The sequence below is a fragment of the Cellulomonas sp. WB94 genome (assembly GCF_003115775.1).
Taxonomy (GTDB): Bacteria; Actinomycetota; Actinomycetes; order Actinomycetales; family Cellulomonadaceae; genus Cellulomonas_A.
On the sequence record NZ_QEES01000004.1, the window covers coordinates 121498 to 143631 of the forward strand.

At 73.0% G+C, this 22134-nt stretch carries 16 protein-coding genes; 9 read left to right on the top strand and 7 right to left on the bottom strand.

Annotation, left to right across the window (positions count from 1 at the left end; genetic code table 11):
- Positions 1-44: 44 nt before the first annotated feature.
- A complete protein-coding gene (locus DDP54_RS15210) occupies positions 45-5057 on the top strand; it encodes an ATP-dependent helicase (protein ID WP_197711460.1) in 5013 nt (1670 codons plus the stop codon).
- A 24-nt stretch (positions 5058-5081) separates the two neighbouring features.
- Positions 5082-5873 carry a DNA-formamidopyrimidine glycosylase family protein gene (locus DDP54_RS15215; RefSeq protein ID WP_109132840.1) on the top strand — a complete coding sequence of 264 codons (792 nt, stop codon included), beginning with the start codon at positions 5082-5084 and terminating at the stop codon, positions 5871-5873.
- A 62-nt stretch (positions 5874-5935) separates the two neighbouring features.
- Here DDP54_RS15215 and DDP54_RS15220 read toward each other — a convergent pair whose 3' ends face one another.
- From DDP54_RS15220 to pgsA, 3 genes are all read right to left on the bottom strand, one after another.
- Entirely contained in the window at positions 5936-6277 is a 342-nt protein-coding gene (locus DDP54_RS15220; RefSeq protein ID WP_109132841.1) for a helix-turn-helix transcriptional regulator, read from the bottom strand.
- Between the two features lie 252 nt (positions 6278-6529).
- A complete protein-coding gene (locus DDP54_RS15225; protein ID WP_109132842.1) occupies positions 6530-7045 on the bottom strand; it encodes a CinA family protein in 516 nt (171 codons plus the stop codon).
- Complete coding sequence (pgsA, locus tag DDP54_RS15230) at positions 7042-7635, bottom strand: CDP-diacylglycerol--glycerol-3-phosphate 3-phosphatidyltransferase (protein WP_109132843.1); 594 nt, start codon at positions 7633-7635, stop codon at positions 7042-7044. The genes DDP54_RS15225 and pgsA overlap by 4 nt, the downstream gene beginning before the upstream one ends.
- Before the next feature lie 118 nt (positions 7636-7753).
- Here pgsA and DDP54_RS15235 point away from each other — a divergent pair, with 118 nt between their 5' ends.
- A complete protein-coding gene (locus tag DDP54_RS15235) occupies positions 7754-9070 on the top strand; it encodes a CapA family protein (protein ID WP_242448517.1) in 1317 nt (438 codons plus the stop codon).
- A 13-nt stretch (positions 9071-9083) separates the two neighbouring features.
- Here the strand turns inward: DDP54_RS15235 and DDP54_RS15240 are convergent, their stop codons facing one another.
- Complete coding sequence (locus DDP54_RS15240; protein WP_109132845.1) at positions 9084-11303, bottom strand: EAL domain-containing protein; 2220 nt, start codon at positions 11301-11303, stop codon at positions 9084-9086.
- Entirely contained in the window at positions 11300-13999 is a 2700-nt protein-coding gene (locus DDP54_RS15245; RefSeq protein ID WP_109132846.1) for a DNA translocase FtsK, read from the bottom strand. The genes DDP54_RS15240 and DDP54_RS15245 overlap by 4 nt, the downstream gene beginning before the upstream one ends.
- A 236-nt stretch (positions 14000-14235) precedes the next feature.
- Here DDP54_RS15245 and DDP54_RS15250 point away from each other — a divergent pair, with 236 nt between their 5' ends.
- The gene (locus DDP54_RS15250) at positions 14236-15144 is read left to right on the top strand and encodes a DMT family transporter (RefSeq protein ID WP_109132847.1); all 909 of its coding nucleotides are present in this window, start codon (positions 14236-14238) and stop codon (positions 15142-15144) included.
- 30 nt (positions 15145-15174) lie between these two features.
- On the opposite strand, the gene DDP54_RS15255 is transcribed toward DDP54_RS15250, so the two are convergent.
- Entirely contained in the window at positions 15175-16860 is a 1686-nt protein-coding gene (locus tag DDP54_RS15255; RefSeq protein WP_109132848.1) for a ribonuclease J, read from the bottom strand.
- Positions 16861-16873: 13 nt separating this feature from the next.
- The gene (gene dapA, locus DDP54_RS15260; protein ID WP_109132849.1) at positions 16874-17791 is read right to left on the bottom strand and encodes a 4-hydroxy-tetrahydrodipicolinate synthase; all 918 of its coding nucleotides are present in this window, start codon (positions 17789-17791) and stop codon (positions 16874-16876) included.
- On the opposite strand from dapA, the gene DDP54_RS18230 reads away from it, so the two are divergent.
- From DDP54_RS18230 to DDP54_RS15280, 5 genes are all read left to right on the top strand, one after another.
- A complete protein-coding gene (locus DDP54_RS18230) occupies positions 17790-17945 on the top strand; it encodes a hypothetical protein (protein ID WP_158274540.1) in 156 nt (51 codons plus the stop codon). The two genes, dapA and DDP54_RS18230, sit on opposite strands and share 2 nt — an antisense overlap.
- A 110-nt stretch (positions 17946-18055) precedes the next feature.
- The gene (locus DDP54_RS15265; RefSeq protein ID WP_109132850.1) at positions 18056-18790 is read left to right on the top strand and encodes a glycerophosphodiester phosphodiesterase; all 735 of its coding nucleotides are present in this window, start codon (positions 18056-18058) and stop codon (positions 18788-18790) included.
- On the top strand, positions 18787-19695 hold the full coding sequence (locus tag DDP54_RS15270; protein WP_109132851.1) for a sugar ABC transporter permease: 909 nt from the start codon (positions 18787-18789) through the stop codon (positions 19693-19695). Before DDP54_RS15265 ends, DDP54_RS15270 begins: the two co-directional genes overlap by 4 nt.
- 53 nt (positions 19696-19748) lie before the next feature.
- Positions 19749-20597, top strand: a complete 849-nt coding sequence (locus DDP54_RS15275; RefSeq protein WP_242448523.1) for a carbohydrate ABC transporter permease — start codon at positions 19749-19751, stop codon at positions 20595-20597.
- Positions 20598-20667: 70 nt separating this feature from the next.
- Positions 20668-22086: an ABC transporter substrate-binding protein gene (locus tag DDP54_RS15280; RefSeq protein ID WP_109132852.1), complete on the top strand. Its 1419-nt coding sequence runs from the start codon at positions 20668-20670 to the stop codon at positions 22084-22086.
- Positions 22087-22134 lie beyond the last annotated feature (48 nt).

The following is a 22134-nucleotide window of genomic DNA, read 5'->3' on the forward strand; positions in this document are numbered from 1 at the left end:
ACCGCGAGCGGCGCGGTGTGGGTGCGGACGGCAACAATGGTCCGGTGGACGACGACGCGGAGGTGCTCGCGCGCTTCTCGGCGCCTACCCGGGACTGGTTCACGGGCGCCTTCGCCGGGCCGACGTCCGCACAGGCGGGCGCCTGGTCCGCGATCGCGTCAGGTGAGCATGCGCTGGTCGTCGCCCCGACCGGCTCGGGCAAGACCCTCGCGGCCTTCCTGTGGGCCATCGACAGCCTCCTGGCGCCCGGACGCGACGGCACGCCGGTCGCGTCCGTCCCCGCGATCGAGCGCTGCAGGGTGCTGTACGTCTCACCGCTCAAGGCCCTGGCGGCCGACGTGGAACGGAACCTGCGCTCTCCGCTCGTCGGGATCCGGCAGGCGGCGACGCGCGCCGGGCTCGAGCTCCCGGACGTGCAGGTGGGCGTGCGCACCGGCGACACCCCCCCGGCCGAGCGTCGAGCGTTTGCGACCCGCCCGCCCGACATCCTCATCACGACCCCCGAGTCGCTCTTCCTGATCCTGACGTCCGCGGCCCGCGCCGGCCTGGCGGGGGTCCGGACGGTCATCCTCGACGAGATCCACGCGGTCGCCGGCACGAAGCGCGGCGCGCACCTGGCCGTCTCGCTCGAACGGCTCGACGCGTTGCTCGACCACCCGGGTGGACCGGGTCCGGCGCAGCGGGTCGGCCTGTCCGCGACCGTCCGACCGGTCGACGCGGTCGCGCGATTCCTCGGTGGCGCACGGTCGACGGTCGACGGCGGGCGGCGTGTCGTCGTCGTGCAGCCCCCGTCGACCAAGCGGATCGAGGTGTCCGTCGTCGTCCCCGTGCCAGATCTCTCCGACCTCGGTGCCACCCCCGGGGTGCGCGGCGGTGGCCCGACCGGCGTCCCCCCGCTCCCACCGGGCGAGGTCGACCTCACCGGTCCGGCAGCGGGCCCCGTCGCACGCCCGTCGATCTGGCCGCACGTCGAGGAGCGCGTCGTCGACCTCGTCGCGGACCACCGCACGACGCTCGTCTTCACGAACTCGCGCCGCGGCGCCGAGCGGCTGACCGCACGGATGAACGAGGTGTGGGCCGAGCGCCGCGGGGAGCTCGTCCCCGACCCCGGCACGCTGCGCCCCGCGCAGTCGCCCGGCGAGTCCGGCACGTCGGTGGGCATCGACACGCGCGACGCGTCGACGATCCTCGCGCGCGCCCACCACGGGTCGATGAGCCGGGCGGAACGCACCCGCACCGAGACCGAGCTCAAGGCGGGGCGACTTCCCGCCGTCGTCGCGACGAGCTCGCTCGAGCTGGGCATCGACATGGGGGCGATCGACCTCGTCGTGCAGGTCGGTACGCCACCGTCGGTCGCGAGCGGTCTTCAGCGCGTCGGCCGCGCTGGTCACCAGGTCGGTGCGGTCTCCCGCGGCATCGTGTTCCCGACGTTCCGCGGCGAGCTCGTCCCCGCCGCCGTCACCGCGGCCCGCATGCGCAGCGGCGAGCTCGAGGAGCTGTCGGTCCTGTCGAACCCGCTCGACGTCCTCGCGCAGCAGGTCGTCGCGATGGTCGCCGTCGAGGACTGGTCGGTCGCCGAGCTCGCGACCCTCGTGCGCCGGTCCGCACCGTTCGCGACGGTCGGCGACGCGACCCTGCGCGCCGTGCTCGACATGCTCGCCGGTCGCTACCCGAGCGAGGAGTTCGCCGAGCTGCGGCCGCGCATCGTCTGGGAGCGCACGCTCGACGTGCTCTCGGCGCGGCCGGGCGCCCTGCGACTCGCGGTCACGAGCGGCGGCACGATCCCCGACCGCGGACTGTACGGCGTGTTCCTGGCCGGCGCGTCGGCCGCGAGCGACGTCGCCGCCGACGACGAGCGCGTCGCGGGGCGCCCGCGCGGCGGCAAGCGCGTGGGCGAGCTCGACGAGGAGATGGTCTACGAGTCGCGCGTCGGTGACACGTTCACGCTGGGGTCGAGCACGTGGCGCATCGAGGAGATCACGTCCGACCGCGTCGTGGTGACACCGGCACCGGGGCTCCCGGGCCGGTTGCCGTTCTGGAAGGGCGACTCCCCGGGCCGTCCCGCCGAGCTGGGCCGGGCGATGGGCGCCTGGGTCCGTGAGCTGCTGGCGCTGCCCGACGACGAGGCCCGCGCGACCGTCGAGCGCGCAGGGCTCGATGCGTGGGCGGCCGACAACCTGCTCGCCTACGTCCACGAGCAGCGCACCGCGACCGGCGAGGTGCCGACCGACGCCACGCTCGTCGTCGAGCGCTTCCGTGACGAGATCGGCGACTGGCGCATCGTCGTCCACTCGCCCTACGGCGCCCGCGTCCACGGTCCGTGGGCACTCGTCGTGGCCGCACGCCTGCGCGAACGGTTCGGGGTCGACGTCGCGGCCATGCACGCCGACGACGGCATCGTGCTGCGCCTCCCGGACCTGATGGCCACGGACGCCGCGGCAGGCGGTGACGCCGGAGCCCGATGGTCCGACGACGGGCCGGCCATCGAGGCCGCGGACCTGCTCATCGACGCGGACGACGTGGCTGACGCGGTCCGCGCCGAGCTCGGTGGCTCGGCGATGTTCGGGGCCCGCTTCCGGGAGGCGGCGGCCCGCGCGCTGCTGCTGCCGCGCCGCCGCCCGGACAAGCGACAGCCGCTGTGGCAGCAGCGCCAGAGGTCGGCACAGCTCCTGAGCGTCGCCGCGCAGTACCACGACTTCCCGATCCTTCTCGAGGCCGTCCGCGAGTGCCTCCAGGACGACTTCGACATCGCCGCACTGACCACCCTGATGCGTGACGTCGCCGCCCGCCGCGTGCGCGTCGTCGAGGTCACCACACCCACACCCTCGCCGTACGCGCAGTCGCTCCTGTTCGGGTACACCGCCCAGTTCCTGTACGACGGCGACGCCCCGCTCGCCGAGCGTCGCGCCGCCGCGCTCACTCTCGACCCGACGCTCCTCGCCGAGCTGCTCGGCAGCGGGCAGTCCCAGCTCGCCGACCTGCTCGACCCCGTCGCTGTCGTGCGGACCGAGGCGGAGATCGGCGGGTTCGCCCCGGACCGGCAGGCGCGCTCGCTCGAGCAGGTCGCGGACGTCGTGCGACGTCACGGTCCCCTGCCCGTCGCCGAGATCGAGCGCCGAACCCGCGAGGACGTGCGCCCACAGGTGGCGGGATGGCTCAGCGAGCTCGAGGACGCTCGACGCCTCATCCCCGTCCGCCTCGCCGGCGTCCAGGCGGCGTCGACGGAGCAGTGGGCGGCCGTCGAGGACGCCGGACGCCTCCGGGACGCCCTCGGCGTCGCACTCCCCGTGGGCGTCCCCGAGGTCTTCACCGACGTGCTGCCCGATCCGCTCGGGGACCTCGTGCGCCGGCACGCCCGCACGCACGGACCGTTCCCCGCGGCAGACGTCGCTGTGCGCTTCGGACTGGGGGTCGCGGTCGTGACCGACGTGCTGCGCCGCCTCGAGCAGTCCGGCGCCCTCGTCCAGGGACGGCTGCGGCCCGACGTGCTGGGCGGGGTCGGCGACGAGTTCTGCGACGCCGACGTCCTGCGGACGCTGCGCCGACGGTCGCTGGCAGCGCTCCGCTCCGAGGTCGAGCCGGTCGACCCCCGCGTGCTCGGGGTCTTCCTGCCGCGCTGGCAAGGCATCGATCCCGCACCGGTCACGGCAGGGGCCTCCCACAGGTCCGGCATGCTCCACGGCCTGGACGGCCTGGCTCGCGCGGTCGAGCAGCTCGCTGGTGCCGTCGTGCCCGCCTCCGCACTCGAGACCCTCGTCCTGCCCGCGCGGGTCGCGGACTACTCCCCCGCGCTGCTCGACGAGCTCACCGCGGCGGGCGAGGTGCTGTGGGCGGGCCACGGCGCGCTGGCGGGCAACGACGGGCTCGTGAGCCTCCACCCGGCCGCGGTCGCCGACCTGACCCTTCCGGCCGTCGACCCGGTCGAGCCGGGAGGCCCAGCGGACTCTCCCCTGCACCGCGCGGTCCTCGACGCGCTCGACGCTGGCGGCGCCTACTTCCTCGGCGGTCTCGTGGGACGCGTCGGGCAGCTCCTGGCCGGTCCCGACGACGACCCGGCCGAACCCCACCGGACCGCGACGCAGGCCGAGGTGACGGCCGCTCTGTGGGACCTGGTGTGGGCCGGTCTCGTGACGAACGACGGACTGGCGCCGCTGCGCGCCCGACTCGGTGCCGGACGGACGGCGCACCGGACACCTCCGGCACCCGGGCGCAGCCACTCGCTCGCGCGCGGCTCCCGCCTCGGTCTGCGCGGCGGCCTCGCGCGTCCGGACCGGCTGATGTCCACCGCCGTCGGCCAGGAGTCGGGCGGGCGCTGGTCGCTGCTGCCTGCGCGCGAACCGGACCCGACGCTGCGCGCGCACGCCCTCGCGGCCCAGCTCCTCGACCGCCACGGCGTGCTGACGCGGGCCGTGGCGCCGGCGGAGGGCATCGCGGGCCAGTTCGGTCCCGTCTACCGGGTCCTGGCGGCCCTCGAGCAGGCGGGCCAGGTGCGCCGCGGCTACTTCGTCGAGCATCTGGGCGGTTCCCAGTTCGCCCTTCCGGGGGCCGTCGACCGCCTGCGTGCGGACGCCCGCAGCGTCGAACGCGCAGTGGCGCGGTCCACCGACCCGGGAGGAGGCCCCCGGGGGGACGGGGCCATCGAGCCGTCCTTCGTCATCGCCCTCGCGGCGACGGACCCCGCCAACCCCTACGGCGCCGCCCTCGCGTGGCCGGCGCCGAGCAGCGCACCCGCCGCGGAGGCGTCGGCCGGTCACCACCGACCAGGTCGCAAGGCAGGGGCCGTCGTCGTGCTCGTGGACGGGGCGCTCGTCCTGTACGTCGAGCGCGGCGGCCGCACGGTGCTGACGTTCACGGCCGACGACGCGCTCCTCGCGCCCGCTGCCGCGCGGCTCGCCGAGATGATCCGGGCGGGCCGGCTCGGGCGGATGACGCTGGCCCGCGCCGACGGTGCCGAGCTGCTCGCAGGTGACGCGCTACGGGGACCCCTCGGTCGCGCACTCGCCGGTGCGGGCTTCGCCCCGACCCCCCGGGGTCTGCGACTCCGCGGTCAGCAGTGAGGCCGACCACGGTGGGAGCGGCCGATGCCCGAGGGTGACGTGCTGCGGCGCACGGCGGCCCGCCTGGACCAGGCGTTGGCCGGGCGCGTGCTGATCCGGTCAGAGCTGCGCTGGCCGACGGTTGCCGCCGTGGACCTCGTCGGCCGCACCGTCCTGCGCACCGCGCCGTACGGCAAGCACCTGCTGACCCGTTTCGACGACGGGCGCACCCTGCACACGCACCTGCGCATGGAGGGCTCGTGGCGTATCGAGCGGACCGGGGCACCCGGTGCGCGCGCCGGTGGGCAGCATGTCCGGGCGGTGCTGGGGGCGCAGACCTGGACCGCGATCGGCGACGGGCTCGGCATGGTCGACGTCGTCGCCACGCGCGACGAGCACACCCTGATCGGTCACCTCGGGCCCGACCTGCTGGCTGACGACTTCCCGGGACCGGGGCTCACGGAGGCGCTGCGACGGTGGGGCGCGGGGGGTGCGGAACCGGTGTGCGACGTCCTGCTCGACCAGGAGGTCGTGGCGGGGATCGGCACGATCTGGATGGCGGAGTCGCTCTTCGCACAGCGGCTGTGGCCGTGGACCCCGGCGGATCGCGTGGACGCCTCGGCGGTCCTCATGACGGCCCGGACCTTGATGGGCCGCTCAGCCGCGGCGTTCGCGACGGCCGGCGCGCACCGCGGCGTGGCCGACCTCAGCCGCCAGGTTCACGGCCGCCACCGTCAGCACTGCCGACGCTGCGGCACGCCCATCGCCGTGGGAACGGCGCGCAGACCCCCGCAGGAGCGGCCGGTGTTCTACTGCCCGACCTGCCAGCACGTCTGAGGACTGATCGCCGCACGGCCACGGACCAGCCGACGACCCAGGAGCGAACGGACCGGTACCGGTCAGCCGATGGGGGTGAGCTCCGCCCGGGCGCGCGCCCAGCCGGCGTCGACACCCCTGTCGAGCGACTCGGTCAGCTCGAACGGGATCGTGTCCGGGATCAGGAGACGCTCGGCGATGGCGATCCGGTCGCTGACCTCGCGGAGCACGAGCGACATCGGGACGTCGAGCGCGTCGCAGATGCTGCCCAGCAGCTCGGACGACGCCTCCTTCTGCCCGCGTTCGACCTCGCTCAGGTACCCGAGGGACACCCGCGCGGCGGACGACACCTCGCGCAGGGTGCGACGCTGGCGCTGGCGGGCATCCCGCAGCACATCACCGATCTCGCGGCGTAGTACGACCATCTGGCGTCCCCCTCTCGCGTCTCGTTCGACCTCGTGCCCGGTTCCGGTACGCGTCCCGATCGGCCTCGCGTGAACTGCGACCGATACGTCCGTTCGTCCCTTGACGGGGATAGCCCCACCGTACCGTGCACCGCTGACCCTCGCGGCGGCAGGACGTGTCGGGGGCCTGGTGCTCATCACGTCAGACCCAACGTCCGGCCTGGCCCCGGTGTTCCCGGACGCGTCCCGATGCGCCCGGCCGACGCTCAAAGATCACCCGTGCGCTCCCACGACCTCGAGCGCGAGCTCGAGCACGGCGGCGCGTGCGCCGGCCCGGACCTCGCCACGTCCGCCCGTGAGCAGCAGCGATCGCACCTCGGTCGTCGTCGGCGCGGCGACCGCAAGGTGCACCGTTCCCGGCACGTGGCCGCCCTGGGGGTCCGGACCGGCGACACCGGTCGTCGCGAGCCCGACGTCGGCGCCCAGCAGGTGTCGCACCCCCTGTGCCATCGCCATCGCGACGTCGGGGTCCACCGGTCCGCGCGCCGCCAGCAGCTCGGGGTCGACCCCCAGCAGCGTCGCCTTGAGATCCGTCGCGTAGGCGACCACGCCGCCGCGGACCACGCTCGAAGCGCCCGGGACGTCGACCAGGCACGCGATCACCAGTCCGCCCGTGAGCGACTCGGCCACAGCGACGCTCCACCCCCGCGCGGCGAGCGCATCGAGGAGCGCGGCGGCAGCGAAGGTCTCCGGGCCGAGACCCTCCGAGACCGTCGGTGCGTCGGTCATGCGGTCGCCGACGGCGGGCGGTGCTCCTCGCGACGGATCCTGGCGGCCGTCCTCACGTAGTCGGCACCCGTGACGAGCGTGACCACCACGGCCGCTGCCATCAGCACGCCCGCCACGACCGTGACGAACGCCGGCAGGTGGCTCAGCGGCAGCAGGTAGACACCGATCGCGACCGACTGAAGGACCGTCTTGACCTTGCCGCCGCGCGAGGCCGGCAGCACCAGGTAGCGCAGGAGGAAGAACCGCATCACGGTGATCCCCAGCTCGCGCACCAGGACGACGACCGTCACCCACCACCACAGGTCGCCCAGGACCGAGAGCAGCACGAGGGCTGTCCCGATGAGCAGCTTGTCGGCGATCGGGTCGAGCAGCTTGCCGAGGTCGGTGACCTGCCCGGACCGCCGCGCGATGAGCCCGTCGACCCGGTCGGTCGCGGCGGCGACGGCGAAGATCACCGTCGCGACGAGCCGCCACCGCACCGTGTGACCGCCGTCGGCCAGGAGCGCGACGGCGAAGAACGGGACCATGGCGATCCGTAGGACCGTGACGGCGTTGGCAAGATTCAGGCGGGACGGGACGGTGGGGACCACTCGGACAGCCTAGAGGCGCCCCGCAGCGTCGCTGTCCATCGCCGCCCGCCCGGCGCGCCTGGACCGTCGCACAGACCGCGTGCACGAGGGCCACATGCGAGGCGCTAAGGTCCGACGCGTGACCCGTCATGCCCGTGCCGACACCCCCGGCACCCGGCGTCGGGTCGTGGCACTGGCCATCGGCCTGCTGCTCACCGCGGCGGCCGCGCTCGCGCCCCTCGTCGCGCGCTCGCCCGGCGCCGAGGTCGCCGCGGCCGAGGGCCCGTCGGCTGCCGTCTCGCCTGTCGCCCAGGCGACCACTCCGACGCCCACGCCGACACCCGACCCCGACGCCCAGTTCACGATCGTGGCAGCCGGCGACGTCCTGCCACACCTCCCGGTGCTGTCCTCGGCGCGGGCCGCGGGCGGCGGCTACGACTTCTCCTCCGTGCTCGCGGGTCTCGACCCGTGGGTGCAGGGAGCCGACCTCGCGCTGTGCCACCTCGAGGTGCCGGTCGCCCCGCCCGGCACCGCGCCGAGCGGCTACCCGATGTTCGCCACCCCGGCCGAGATCGCGGCGGCGCTGCGGACCCAGGGCTGGGACGGCTGCTCCACCGCGTCCAACCACTCGGTCGACCGCGGCTTCAAGGGCGTCACGGCGACCCTCGACGCCCTCGATGCCGCAGGGATCGGACACGTGGGGACGGCGCGCTCCGCGATCGAGCAGAGCCAGCCGCAGCTCTACACGCTCGAACGCGCCGGCCAGCAGATCACGGTCGCCCAGATCGCGGCCGCGTACGGCACCAACGGGATGCCGATCGACGCCGACAAGCCGTGGTCGGTCAACCTCATCGACGTGCCCGCACTCGTGGCCCAGGCGACGGCTGCCCGGACGGCCGGCGCCGATCTCGTCGTCGCGAGCGTGCACTGCTGCGTCGAGTACGTCACCGAGCCGACCGCCGAACAGGTGGCGATCGACCAGCAGCTCGCCGACTCCGGCGTCATCGACCTCGTCATCGGGCACCATGCGCACGTCCCGCAGCCCGTCGCGAAGCTCACCGGTGGGCCGCGCGGGGAGGGCATGTGGGTCGCGTACGGGCTCGGCAACTACGTCTCGAACCAGGACGGCGCGTGCTGCTCCGTCAAGACCGACTCGGGACTGATGCTCACCGCACATGTCGAGGCCACCGGCGCGTTCGCCGCTGAGGGTCGCGCCGCAGGACCGGCACGGGTGACGGGTGTCGAGTGGACCCCGATCACCGTCGACCGGCGCAGCGGCCACCAGGTGCACGCGCTCGTGGACATCGCGGGCGGCACCGCCACGCTCTCGGCGGCCGACGTCGCCGCGCGCACCGCGCGCGTGGTCGAGGCAGCGGGGTCCGGCGCGCCCGAGCGCACGACGCCGCCGACACCCACCGGGACCGCCCCCGTCGTCGTCCCTCGCACGACCGGCTGACGCGGCCCTGCGGTCACCCGCGTGCGGCAGCCCCTGCGGCCGCACCCTCCGGCTGCGCGCTGCCGAACAGCCAGCCCTGCCCGTACCGCCAGCCGTTGCGGTGCAGGTACGCGGCCTGCTCCTCGCTCTCGATGCCCTCAGCGATGGTGACCATCGCGAGCTCGCGCGCGAGCGCACCCAGAGCCCGGGTGACCTTCGCAGCGACCGGGTCGTCCGGTATCCCGGACGTGAAGGACATGTCGAGCTTGACGCCGTTGACCGGCAGGTCCCGCAGGTAGGACAACGGCGAGATGCCCGTCCCGAAGTCGTCCAGCAGGATGGGGACGCCCGCGGCGCTCAGCTGGGTCAGCTCGTGGCGGATGCGGGTGCCCGAGGCCACCAGCGTCGTCTCGGTCAGCTCGACCACGAGGCGGCCCGGTGCGAGCCGATGACGGGAGATCTCGGCGAGCAGGCGGGCGGCGAACTCTCCGTCACCCAGCTGGTCGGCCGAGACGTTGATCGAGACCCATCGGCTCTGGTCGGCGCACCGGGCGAGGTAGCCGGCGGCCTCGGTCGCGACGAACGTCCCGAGGGCACCGGCGAGGCCGACCTCCTGGACGCTGCCCAGGAACGAGCCGGGCAGCAGCAGGCCGCGGTCCGGGTGCTGCCAGCGCACGAGCGCCTCATGCCCCATCACCCGGCCGTCCGACAGGTCGACGATCGGCTGGTAGTGCAGGACGAGCTGGTTCTTCGCCATGGCGTCGGCGAGCTCGGCCTGCAGGCTGCCCGCGGCGCCCTGGACGGCCATCGACGCGTCGTAGACCTCGGTCCGACCCCGTCCGGCGGCCTTCGCGCGGTACAGCGCCGCGTCCGCCGCGGCCAGGAGTGCGGGCGCGCCTCCCGCGATCGCGTCAGGGTCGGCCAGCGCGATCCCGATGGACGCGTTCACGGTGAGCCGGCGCCGTTGGACGCGGGCGGGCTCAGCCAGCATCGCCAGGATCGACGCGGCGATGTCGAACACGGCCTTGGCAGCGTCGGGATCCTGGACGACGACGACGAACTCGTCCCCGCCGAGTCGGGCGACGGTGCCGCGCCCGGCGGTCGCGGCACGCAGCACGCCCGCGACGTGGACCAGCACCTCGTCGCCCGCTGCGTGGCCGTAACGGTCGTTGATGGCCTTGAAACCGTCGAGGTCACACGCCAGCACCGCGACACGGTCTACGACACCGGGCTGCTCGAGGACGGACTGCAGGACCTCCTGGAGCAACGTGCGGTTGGCGAGACCCGTCAACGGGTCGTGCATCGCCCGGTGCGTGAGCATCTCGGCCTGCAGGCGTGACTCCGTGCTGTCGCGGACCTGGACGACGAAGTGGTCCGCGTCGCCGGACGGTCCTCGGACGAGGGCGACGTCGAGCACCGCCCACACGAGGTGACCGTCGGCGCGCTGGTAGCGCTTCTCGCGGGAGAACCTGTGCTGCTCCCCCGCGAGCAGCCGGTCGACGTCCGCGCGCTCGGCCTCCCGCTCGTCAGGCTGCGACAGCGCACCCAGGTCGTACCACCGCAGGGCCTCCACGGTGGTGCCGAGCAGCTCGGCGAACGCGACGTTGACCTCGACGATCCGCCAGTCGAGGTCGACGAGGGCCATGCCGATCGGTGCGTTCTCCATCGCGACGCGGAACTGCATCTCACTGCGCTCGAGCGCGGCCTCGACCTCGCGGCGACCCGTCACGTCCACGAGCGTCGTCAGGACGGCGGGCGCGGTCCCGTCACCGGCGGGGACCAGCTGGGTCGCGACCTGGACCATTCGGGCCTGGGTGCCGCGTTGGCCCGGCAGGACGATCCCCACGAGCTGAGAGTCCACGGAGTACCCCGCACCCGAGGTGCCGTACCGGTGGCTGAGGACCGCGGCCGGGTTCATCGACAGCCCCTGCTCGTTGACCACGACCACGGGAAGGTCGGTGATCGCCTTGCCGACGGTGGTGCGCGCGTCGACGCCGAGGATCGCGGCCGCCCGCTCGCTGATGTCGATCACGCGGCCGGAGAGCGAGAGGACGAGCACGCCCTCCTTCGTGACGGACTGGAGCGCGTCGTAGCGGTGCCGGAGCTCGCGCGCCAGGACCAGCAGCTCCCGCGCGCGGTGCACCTGGCCCCGCTCGCGTCCGAGCAGCACGAGCACGGCGACGAGCGCGGAGATCGCCACGACCGCCACGACGGCGCTCACCGCGCCCCACGGCTCGAGCAGGTCGCTGTTCACCGGCGGTCGCCCGACCAGGGGTCGGCGCTCTCCTCCGATTCGAGGTCGTCGTAGTAGTCCTGGGCGACGGGCGGCATGCCAGGCAGCACGTCGTCGTCGGTGTCGTCGGTGCCGACATGGTCCCCGCGCAGCAGGGCGAGGGTCGCGGGCAGGTCGTCGGCCAGCACGAGCACGTCGCGCGCCTTGGAGCCCTCGGACGGCCCGACGATCTCCCGCGACTCGAGGAGGTCCATCAGCCGACCTGCCTTGGCGAACCCCACCCGCAGCTTGCGCTGGAGCATCGACGTCGAGCCGAACTGGCTCGTGACGACGAGCTCCGCGGCCTGCAGCAGCAGGTCGAGGTCGTCGCCGATGTCGTCGTCGACCTGCTTCTTGACGACCGTCTGGACGATGTCGGTACGGTAGTTCGGCTTGTGCTGCCGCTTGACGAACTCGACGACCGCGCGGATCTCGCTCTCCGTGACCCAGGCACCCTGCGTACGCATCGGCTTGGCCGCGCCCATCGGCAGGAACAGGGCGTCACCCTGGCCGATGAGCTTCTCGGCCCCGGGCTGGTCGAGCACGACGCGCGAGTCGGTGAGCGACGACGTCGCGAAGGCCAGGCGGGACGGCACGTTGGCCTTGATCAGGCCGGTCACGACGTCGACGCTCGGTCGCTGCGTCGCGAGCACGAGGTGGATCCCGGCAGCTCGCGCGAGCTGGGTGATGCGCTGGATCGACGCCTCGACGTCGCGGGGCGCCACCATCATCAGGTCGGCGAGCTCGTCGACGATCACCAGCAGGTACGGGTACGTGGCGATCTTGCGCTCGGAGCCGGCGAGCGGCTTGACCTTGCCGGACCGCACCGCGGCGTTGAAGTCGTCGATGTGCTTGAACCCGAACATCGCCAGGTCGTCGTACCGGGCCTCCATCTCACGGACCACCCACTCGAGGGCCTCGGCGGCCTTCTTCGGGTTGGTGATGATGGGAGTGATGAGGTGCGGGATGCCCTCGTAGACCGTGAGCTCGACGCGCTTCGGGTCGACGAGCACCATCCGGACCTCGTCCGGGGTCGAGCGCATGAGGATCGAGACGATCATCGCGTTGACGAAGCCGGACTTGCCCGCGCCGGTCGCACCCGCGACGAGCAGGTGCGGCATCTTGGCGAGGTTCGCGGTGACGTAGCCACCCTCCACGTCCTTGCCGACGCCGACGATCATCGGGTGCTCGGTCCGACGCGCGGCGCTCGAGCGCAGGACGTCGCCGAGCGAGACGATCTCGCGGTCGGTGTTGGGGATCTCGATGCCGATCGCGGACTTCCCCGGGATCGGCGACAGGATCCGGACGTCGGCGCTCGCCACCGCATAGGCGATGTTGCGTGACAGGGCCGTGACGCGCTCGACCTTGACCGCCGGGCCGAGCTCGACCTCGTACCGCGTGACCGTCGGTCCGCGGGTGAATCCCGTGACCTGGGCGTCGACCTCGAACTGCTCGAGCACCGTCGTGAGGGCCTCGACGACGCGGTCGTTGGCCGCCGAGCGCACCTTGTGGGGCGGGCCCTTGACCAGGAGGTCCTCGGGCGGCAGCTCGTAGAGCACGTCGCCGCCGAGCATCTGCTGCTCGCCGCGCGGGACGCCGGTCGTGGCCGGTGCCGTGAGCGACTTGGCGGCGCTGCGGGTTGCGGCCGCCGAGGCTCCCCCGGCCTCGAGCACGGCCGTCGGGACGGTGTCCGGGGCCGGCTCCGCTGCCGCGTCGGCTGCGTCCGCCGCCACCAGGGCGGCACGCTCGAACGCCTCGTCGCCGTCGTACCCGTCGAGAAGCGCGGCATCGGAGAGGTCGGTGGCCGCACCCCGGGCCTTGCGTGCCAGGAGCCTGCGCCGCTTCGGTGGCGCCTCGATCTCGGGCACGGCGCTGTGGCCGGCGTTGATGACGAGCGGTGCGTCCTGGGGCTCGACCTCGACCCGACGGTTGCCCGTGAGGTGGTCGTAGCCCGCGCGCAGGCGGGGCAGCACCTGGTTCACGGGGGTCGCCGTGACGACGAGCAGGCCGAAGAAGGCGAGCAGGACCAGGAGCGGCACCGCGACGTACACGGTGAGCATCGTCTCCAGCGGCGTGCCGAGCAGGTAGCCGACCACGCCGCCCGCGTCGCGGACCGGGCCGAAACCGTCGGCTGGATCGGGGGCCCCCGCGGACACGTGCACGAGGGCGCAGACCGCGAGCGTGATCGCCGACAGGCCGATCCCGATGCGCGAGTTCGCGTGCCCCAGCTCTGGGTGCCGCATGAGCCGGATCGCCAGCCCGAGGAGCACGACGGGAACCACGACCCCGACCCGCCCGAACGTGCCCGCGACGACGTTGTGGACGAGGTCACCCGCCGTCCCGGACAACCCCCACCACTCGCGGGCCGCCACGACGATGACCAGTCCGAGCAGCGCGAAGGCGATGCCGTCGCGGCGGTGCGCCGGGTCCAGGTCGCGCGCGCCGCGCCCGACGCGTCGTGCCGTGCCGCCGATGACGTGAGCGACGCCCATCCACACGCCCCGGACGATCCGCAGCGGGAGGGCCGGACGTCGGGGCGGCTGGGGGGTCGCGGCCCGACCTGAGGGCCGCGACGAGCCGCCCTGCTTGGAGGCGTTCGCGCGGGGAGCGGGCCGGTGCGCCGACGCCGAACCGCTCGCGCTCGCGCGGGGGGTCGGGGAAGACGTGCGGGTCGCCATGGTCCTCACGGTAGCGGGCGAGGTGCGCCAGGGCGGGGAGCCCGAGCGGTGCGTGTCGGTCCGGGCCCCGCGACGGGCGTGGGATCGTGGTGCCCTGCGGGCGCACGCCACGCGATCAGGATGTCGGTGGCGGGTGGAAAGGTGACGCAGGTGGGTCGAGCTGTGAAGCGCGCAATGGCCGCGGTGGGTGCGCCGCCAGTCACGGGTGCGCCGCCAGTCACGGGCGAGGCGGCCCGATGACGCGGCGCGGCTGGCTCCTGCTCGGCGTCATGGGCTTCATCTGGGGCGTCCCGTACCTGCTCATCAAGGTTGCCGTCGCCGAGGTGTCGCCTGCGACCCTCGTGCTCGCCCGGACCGCGATCGGAGCGGTCGTCCTGATCCCGTTCGCTGCGCGCCAGGGCGGTCTGGGTGCCCTGCGCGGTCGGTGGCGACCGTTGCTTGCCTTCGCCGCGCTCGAGATCGTCGGGCCGTGGTTCCTCCTGTCGAACGCCGAGGTGACCCTCGCGAGCTCGACGACCGGTCTGCTGGTCGCGACGGTGCCCGTGTTCGCCGTGGTGCTCGGGCGGCTCGTCGGGGATCGCCGGCCGGTGGCCCCCGTGCGATGGTTCGGCCTCGTCGTCGGGCTGGCCGGCGTGGCACTCCTCACCGGACTCGGCTCGTCACCCGGGCACACGTGGCCCATCGTGCAGGTGCTGCTCGCCGCGCTCGGCTACGCGATCGCGCCGATCATCGCGGACCGCGCGCTGCAGGGCGTCCCACCGGTCGCGCTCACTGCCGCGTGCCTGTCCGTCGCGGCGCTCGTGTACGTGCCTGTCGTCGCACTGTCGGGTCCGCACCCGATGCCCGGTGCGCCGGCCATCGCGTCTCTGGCCGTGCTCGGGGTCGTGTGCACGGCGCTCGCCTTCGTGCTCTTCTTCACCCTGATCACCGAGGTCGGCGCGGCACGTTCCACGCTCGTCGCGTACCTGAACCCCCTGGTCGCCGTGACCCTCGGCGCGCTCGTGCTGTCCGAGCCCGTCACGGCCGCCGTCGCCGTCGGCGGTGCGCTCATCGTCGGCGGATCGGCCGCGGCCTCGTCGCGTCATCGCCCGGCGGCGGACGAGCTCGTCGACCTCCCGCTCGCCGGCACCCCCTCGCCGAGCTGAACGCGAGGGGATACCGGGCCTGTCGAGAGGTCAGGCCTCGACGACGACCGGGATGATCATCGGGCGGCGGCGCAGCCGGTTCGACGCCCAGCGCCCGACGACCCGCCGCACCACCTGCTGCAGCTGGTGCGTGTCGGACGTCCCCGCGCGTGCGGCCTCCTCGAGCGCTGCGGTGAGCTCGGGGAGGATGTCGCCGAACACCGCGTCGTCCTCGGCGAACCCCCGGGCGTGGATCTGCGGACCGACGAGCACCGTGCCGTCGGCCGAGCTGACGACCACGAAGATCGAGAGGAAGCCCTCCTCGCTGAGGATGACCCGGTCCTTGAGCTCAGCGTCGGTCAGCTCCCCGACGCTCGACCCGTCGACGTAGACGTAGCCGCAGGGCACGACGCCGACGACGCTGGCCTTGCCGTCGATGAGGTCGATGACGACCCCGTCCTCTGCCAGCACGACGCGCTCCGCGGGCACCCCGGTCGCGACGGCGATCGCGCCGTTGGCCACGAGATGGCGCACCTCGCCGTGCACGGGCATGACGTTGCGCGGCTTCAGGATGTTGTAGACGTACAGCAGCTCGCCGGCGCTCGCGTGCCCGGAGACATGCACCTTCGCGTTGCCGGAGTGGACGACGCGCGCTCCGAGCCGCGTCAGGCCGTTGATGACCCGGTAGACGGCGTTCTCGTTGCCGGGGATCAGGGAGGACGCGAGGATCACGGTGTCACCGGGGCCCACCGCGATCTTGTGGTCGTTGTTCGCGATGCGGGACAAGGCGGCCATCGGCTCGCCCTGAGATCCGGTGCACATGAGCACGATCTCGTCGTCGGGCAGCGTGTCGAGCTTCTTCTGGTCGATGAGCACGCCGTCGGGGACCGTGAGGTAGCCGAGGTCGGCGGCGATCGTCATGTTGCGGACCATGGACCGGCCGACGAAGGCGACGCGGCGCCCGTGCCGGTGGGCGGCATCGAGCACCTGCTGCACGCGGTGCACGTGGGAGGCGAACGAGGCGACGACGATGCGCTGCGGGGAGTCGGCGAAGACCGTGTCGAGGACGGGGCCGATCTCCCGCTCCGATGCGAGGAACCCGGGCACCTCGGCGTTGGTCGAGTCGACCATGAACAGGTCCACCCCGGCGGTGCCGAGCCGGGCGAACGCGCGCAGGTCGGTGACGCGGCCGTCGAGCGGAAGCTGGTCCATCTTGAAGTCGCCCGTGTGCAGCACCGTCCCCGCGCCGGTCGTGACGGCGACCGCGAGGGCGTCCGGGATCGAGTGGTTGACCGCGACGAACTCGCAGCCGAACGCGCCGAGCTGCTCGGTCTGGCCCTCCTTCACCGCGAGGGTCACCGGCGTGATGCGGTGCTCCTTGAGCTTGGCCTCGACGAACGCGAGCGTCAGCTGCGACCCCACGAGCGGGATGTCCGCGCGCAGTCTCAGCAGGTACGGGACGGCGCCGATGTGGTCCTCATGGCCGTGCGTGAGGATGACCGCCTCGATGTCGTCGAGGCGGTCCTTGATGTAGTCGAAGTCGGGCAGGATCAGGTCGACGCCGGGCTGGTTGTCCTCAGGGAACAGCACGCCGCAGTCGATGACGAGCAGCCGACCGGCGTACTCGAGGACCGCCATGTTGCGCCCGATCTCGCCGAGCCCGCCGAGGGCGACGACGCGCAGCGCGCCCTCCGCCAGGACGGGGGGGAGGGTCAGCTCGGGATGGGGATGGCTCATGAACTCTCCAGGTCTAGCTCGAGACGACGTCCAGCAGACCGGCGGCGCGCAGACCGGCGCGCAGCGTGACCACGTCGTCGTCCGACGCGGCCAGATACGGCAGCCGCATGTGTCGGTTGGGGATGAGGCCTAGCGCCTCGACGGCCGCCTTGGCGAAGACCGCCTGAAAACCTGCGCCGTTGAGCGCGTCGATCGCAGGGACGATCGAGAGGAAGATCTGCAGAGCCTGCGCGTGGTCGCCCGCGTCGAACGCTGCGGTGAGCTCGGCGAGCCTGCGCCCGGCGACGTGCCCGACGACGCTCACGACACCCGCGGCGCCGTGCGCGAGCAGCGCGAGGTAGGCCGAGTCGTCGCCGCTGTACCAGGCCAGCCCGGTCCGGGCCATCGAGCTCGCCGCGCCGTACAGGTCGCCCGAGGCGTCCTTCACCGCGACGACCCGGTCGTGCTCGGCGAGCCGTGCGACGGTCGCCGGAGCGATCCGCACCCCCGAGCGCCCGGGGACGTCGTAGAGCATCACCGGCAGCTCGGTCGAGTCCGCGACGGACCGGATGTGGCGGTAGACGCCGTCCTGCGAGGGGCGCGAGTAGTACGGGCTCACGACGAGCAGCCCGTGCGCGCCGGCCGCAGCGGCCTGCTCGGCCATCCGGACGGCGTGTGCCGTGTCGTTGGAGCCCGCTCCCGCGAGGACCCACGCGCGCTCACCCACGGCGCCGACGACCGCCTCGATGAGCGCAGCCTTCTCGGGAGCGTGGGTGGTCGGGGCCTCGCCCGTCGTCCCGTTGAGCACGAGCCCGTCATGACCGTTGTCGACGAGGTGCGTCGCGAGCCGCACGGCCGCGTCGAGGTCGACCTCGCCGTGGGCGGTCATCGGGGTGACCATCGCCGTGAGCACGGCGCCGAAGGGGCGTGCGGGCGAGGTGGCGCGAGGCATGGGGCCAAACTACCGTCCCGGCGCGAGCGAGGACGCACTCGTCCCGCAGGACGCGCGGGTGCGCCCCGACCCGGATCTCGCGGGACGTGTCCGGGAGGTGGCTGGTGGGTCGGCCCGGCGGCGGGCCGGGGACGCCGCATCGAACACCTCGTGAACTCCTGACGAATCTGCCCCCGACCTGCGGGCGGGACCTCCCGAGAGGTGTGAGATCGGCCGTGGCGGACGCACAGGTCCGCTGACGCCCACATCGTCCGGAGGCCGTTCGTGCTCGCAGCCGTCCATCCGCTCGCCATCGCCCACCGCGGCGACCCCGTCGCCCACCGCGAGAACACGGTGGCGGCCGTGGTCGCGGCGATCGAGCAGGGGGCGGACGCGATCGAGGTCGATGTCCAGCTAGCGGCCGACGGCACCGTCGTCGTGGTCCACGACGACACGTTCGCGCGGCTGTGGGACGACCCTCGGCCCGTCGCGGCACTGACCTGGCCGGAGATCGCCCTGCTGGGCGAGGGCGACCTGCGCGTCCCCCGCCTGGCAGAGCTCCTCGACATCGCGACAGGCGCCGGCGTGCCGCTCGTGCTCGACCAGAAGCATCCCGTGGCGGCGCTGCCGGCCCTCCGCGTCGTCCGGGGCGCGCGCGCCGACGGCACGGCGTTCTGCGGGTCGACCGAGGGGCTCCTCGAGCTCCGCGAGGCCTCCGCGGGCGCGACGATCTACTTCAACGACGCGGGCCTGGCGCTGCCGGACGTGCGCCTGCTCGCCCAGCTCCGCCCGCAGTACTACAACCCGTACTACCGGCTCCTGGCTCCCGCGACCGTCGACGCGATGGCCACGTTCGGCATCCGGACCTGCTGCTGGACGCCCAACACCGACGCTGAGCTCACCCTGGCCCTCGACCTGGGCGTCGACGCCGTCATGACCGACCGCGTCGGGCCGCTACGAGCGATCATCGCGGACCGCGTCGGACCTGTGCGCGGGATCCTCGCCGGCAGGCGCGGATGACCGTCGTCGAGGCCGCGCCACGGCGCCGCCACCCGCGCCGACGCGAGTACCTCACGTTCCTCGCGTTCGCCGGTCCGAACCTGCTCATGATCGCGCTGTTCACCTACCGACCGCTGCTCCTGAACATCCAGTACTCGACGCTCAGCTGGAACCTCGGCTCACGCACCGCAACGGTCGTCGGGCTGGGCAACTACACCAGGTGGTTCGCTGACCCCCGCAGCTGGGAGGTCCTGCGGGTCACGGGCGTGTTCACCCTGGCCACGGTCGGCGGGACGCTGGTGCTCGGGCTCCTGCTGGCGACCGCCCTCAACCAACGCGTCAAGGGGCGGACGGCGGCGCGCTCGATCATCTTCGCGCCGTACGTGCTCTCCGGCGTCGGCGTGGGGCTCGTCTGGCTCTTCATCTTCGACCCGATGTACGGCGCCCTGTCCGCGGTGCTGCGCTGGTGGGGAGCGACCGGGCCGGACTGGTACCTCGACCGCCACTGGGCCCTGGTGATGGTGGTCATCGTCTACGTCTGGAAGAACCTCGGGTATGCCGCGGTCGTCTATCTCGCGGCGCTGCAGTCGGTGCCGCAGGACCTGCTGGACGCCGCCGCGCTCGACGGCGCCGGGACGCTGCGCCGGTTCACGCACATCACCCTCCCGCTGCTGTCGCCGACGACGTTCTTCCTGCTCATCACCACGACGCTGAGCTCGCTCCAGTCGTTCGACCTCATCCACGTGATGACGAAGGGCGGGCCGATCGACGGCACGACGACGCTGATGTACCAGGTGTACGTCGAGGCGTTCGTCAACGGCCGCGCCGGGTACTCCGCGGCCATCGCGACGATCCTGTTCGCAATCCTCCTGGTCGTCACGGTGCTGCAGATGCGCTTCCTCGAGCGGAGGGTCCACTACTCGTGACCACGACCATCCACGCTCCGGACGTCACCGGGCGAGTCGCCGTCCCCGCCGCCATCCTCCGGCCCGACCGTCGACCCTCGTGGCTGCGCTCACTACTCGGCGGCTACCTCCCGGTCGCGGTCGCCACGGTCGCCGTCGTGCTCCCGCTGGCCTGGATGGCGCTCTCGTCGTTCAAGCGGCCCGGCGAGATCGTGCACCTGCCGATCCAGTGGTTGTCGTCGACCGCCTACCCGGGCAACTACGTCGAGGCGGCGCGCACCGTGTCGTTCGGCCGCCTGTTCCTCAACAGCGCGATCGTGACGGCGGTCGGCGCCGGCACGAAGGTCGTCCTCGCGCTCCTGACCGCCTACGCGCTCGTCTTCATCCGGTTCCCGGCGAAGCGGCTCGTGTTCACCCTCGTGCTCGTCGCGCTCATGGTGCCGCCGCACATCGCCCTCGTGCCGAACTACACGCTGATCGCCCAGCTCGGCGGCCGCAACACGCTCTGGGGCATCGTCCTGCCCGGCCTCGGGACGGCTTTCGGGACGTTCCTGCTGCGCCAGCAGTTCCTCTCGCTGCCCCGCTCGATCGTCGAGGCCGCCGAGATCGACGGGGCGGGTCACCTGCGCCGGCTCGTGAGCGTCGTCGCCCCGATCTCCGCTCCCTCGATCGCGACCGTCGCGCTGATCAGCATCGTGTTCGAGTGGAACGAGTACCTCTGGCCTCTGATCATCACCGACAACCCGCGCTACATGACCCTTCCGGTCGGGCTCACGCTGCTGCAGAACAGCGAGTCCGGGTCCGCCGCGTGGGGCGTGCTGATGGCGGGGACCGTCGTCGTCATCGTCCCGATCCTGCTCGTGTTCGCCGCCCTCCAGCGGTGGGTCGTCGCCGGTCTCACCCAGGGCGCCGTCACCGGCTGACCCTCGGCCCCGCTCGTCCACCTCCCCTGCGTCACCCTCCCCCGCATCACCCGTCCGAGAGGAAACCGTCATGTCCCCTGCCCTCTTCCGTCCGCGCCCGCAGTCCCGCAACGCCCGCACGCCCGGTGGGCTGCACGTGCCCGACCTCGCCCTGGACCGCCGGTCGTTCCTCAGCCTGTCGGCCGCCGGCGCCGGTGCGCTCGCGCTCGCCGCGTGCGCCGGGCCGTCGACCGCATCCGCCGGATCGTCGTCCACCCCGTCCGCGAGCGCCGCCGACTGGGCCGGGGTCAAGCCCGCCAAGGAGATCAGCTTCTGGTCGAACCACCCGGGCGGCTCGCAGGAGACCGAGCAGAAGCTCGTCGACGCGTACAACGCCGCCCAGTCCGACACCAAGGTCACCCTCGTGACCGCCGGCAAGAACTACGAGGAGGTCGCGCAGCGGTTCCAGACGGCCCTCGCCGGCGGCGGCCTGCCGGGGCTCGTGATCTTCTCCGACGTGTGGTGGTTCCGCTACTTCCTCAACGACTCGGTCATCCCGCTGGACTCGCTGCTCGCGGCGGTGGACATCGACACGACCGACTTCCGGCCGAGCTTCTTCGCGGACTACCAGTTCGACGGCCAGCAGTGGGCCGTCCCGTACGCGCGGTCGACGCCACTCTTCTACTACAACAAGGCCCACTGGGCCGCCGCGGGCCTGCCGGACCGCTCCCCGAAGACGTGGCAGGAGTTCGGCGACTGGGCACCGAAGCTCAAAGGCGCCTCGACCGGGGCCCAGAACGCGTTCCAGTACCCCGCGATCGCCGGCTACGCAGGCTGGACGTTCCAGAACAACGCGTGGGGTCAGGGTGGGTCGTACAGCGACGAGTGGGACATCACGATCGACGCCGACCCGGTCGTCGAGGCGCTCGAGTGGGTCCGCAAGGGCGTGCAGGACGACAAGTGGGCCGGTGTCACGGCCAACGACCAGGCGGCCGACCTGTCCTCGGGTGCGGTCAGCGCGACCGTCAGCTCGACCGGGAGCCTCGTCGGGATCCTCAAGGCCGCGAGCTTCGACGTCGGTGTCGGCTTCCTGCCCGGCGGTCCGGCCGCGACCGAGCCCGTCTGCCCCTCCGGCGGCGCCGGGCTCGGCATCCCCAAGGACATCACGCCCGAGGAGCAGCTCGCCGCCGCGTCCTTCCTGAAGTTCCTCACGCAGCCCGACAACGCCGTCACGTTCTCGGCCGCCACCGGCTACATCCCGACCCGCACCTCGGCGGACGTCAGCACCCTCGTCGCCGGCGCCCCGCAGATCCAGACGGCGATCGACCAGATCGCCGTGGTCCGTACCCAGGACTTCGCGCGCGCCTTCCTGCCCGGGGGTGACAAGGTGATCGCCGACGGCTTCGGGCGGGTCGTGACCCAGAACGAGGACGCCAAGACGGTGCTCACCGAGGTCAAGGCTCAGCTGACCGACATCTACACGACGGACGTCAAGCCGCACCTCGTCTGACACCGGCGGCGCCCGGCACCCACCGTCCGCGGTCTGCGGGCCGCTGGG

Bases quoted from the DNA above. Each gene is read 5' to 3' on its own strand.
- DDP54_RS15225 (WP_109132842.1), bottom strand. From the start codon at position 7,045: ATGACCGACGCACCGACGGTCTCGGAGGGTCTCGGCCCGGAGACCTTC.
- DDP54_RS15250 (WP_109132847.1), top strand. From the start codon at position 14,236: ATGACGCGGCGCGGCTGGCTCCTGCTCGGCGTCATGGGCTTCATCTGG.
- DDP54_RS15255 (WP_109132848.1), bottom strand. From the start codon at position 16,860: ATGAGCCATCCCCATCCCGAGCTGACCCTCCCCCCCGTCCTGGCGGAG.
- DDP54_RS15245 (WP_109132846.1), bottom strand. From the start codon at position 13,999: ATGGCGACCCGCACGTCTTCCCCGACCCCCCGCGCGAGCGCGAGCGGT.
- dapA (WP_109132849.1), bottom strand. From the start codon at position 17,791: ATGCCTCGCGCCACCTCGCCCGCACGCCCCTTCGGCGCCGTGCTCACG.
- DDP54_RS15220 (WP_109132841.1), bottom strand. From the start codon at position 6,277: ATGGTCGTACTACGCCGCGAGATCGGTGATGTGCTGCGGGATGCCCGC.
- DDP54_RS15215 (WP_109132840.1), top strand. From the start codon at position 5,082: ATGCCCGAGGGTGACGTGCTGCGGCGCACGGCGGCCCGCCTGGACCAG.
- DDP54_RS15270 (WP_109132851.1), top strand. From the start codon at position 18,787: ATGACCGTCGTCGAGGCCGCGCCACGGCGCCGCCACCCGCGCCGACGC.
- DDP54_RS15280 (WP_109132852.1), top strand. From the start codon at position 20,668: ATGTCCCCTGCCCTCTTCCGTCCGCGCCCGCAGTCCCGCAACGCCCGC.
- DDP54_RS18230 (WP_158274540.1), top strand. From the start codon at position 17,790: ATGGGGCCAAACTACCGTCCCGGCGCGAGCGAGGACGCACTCGTCCCG.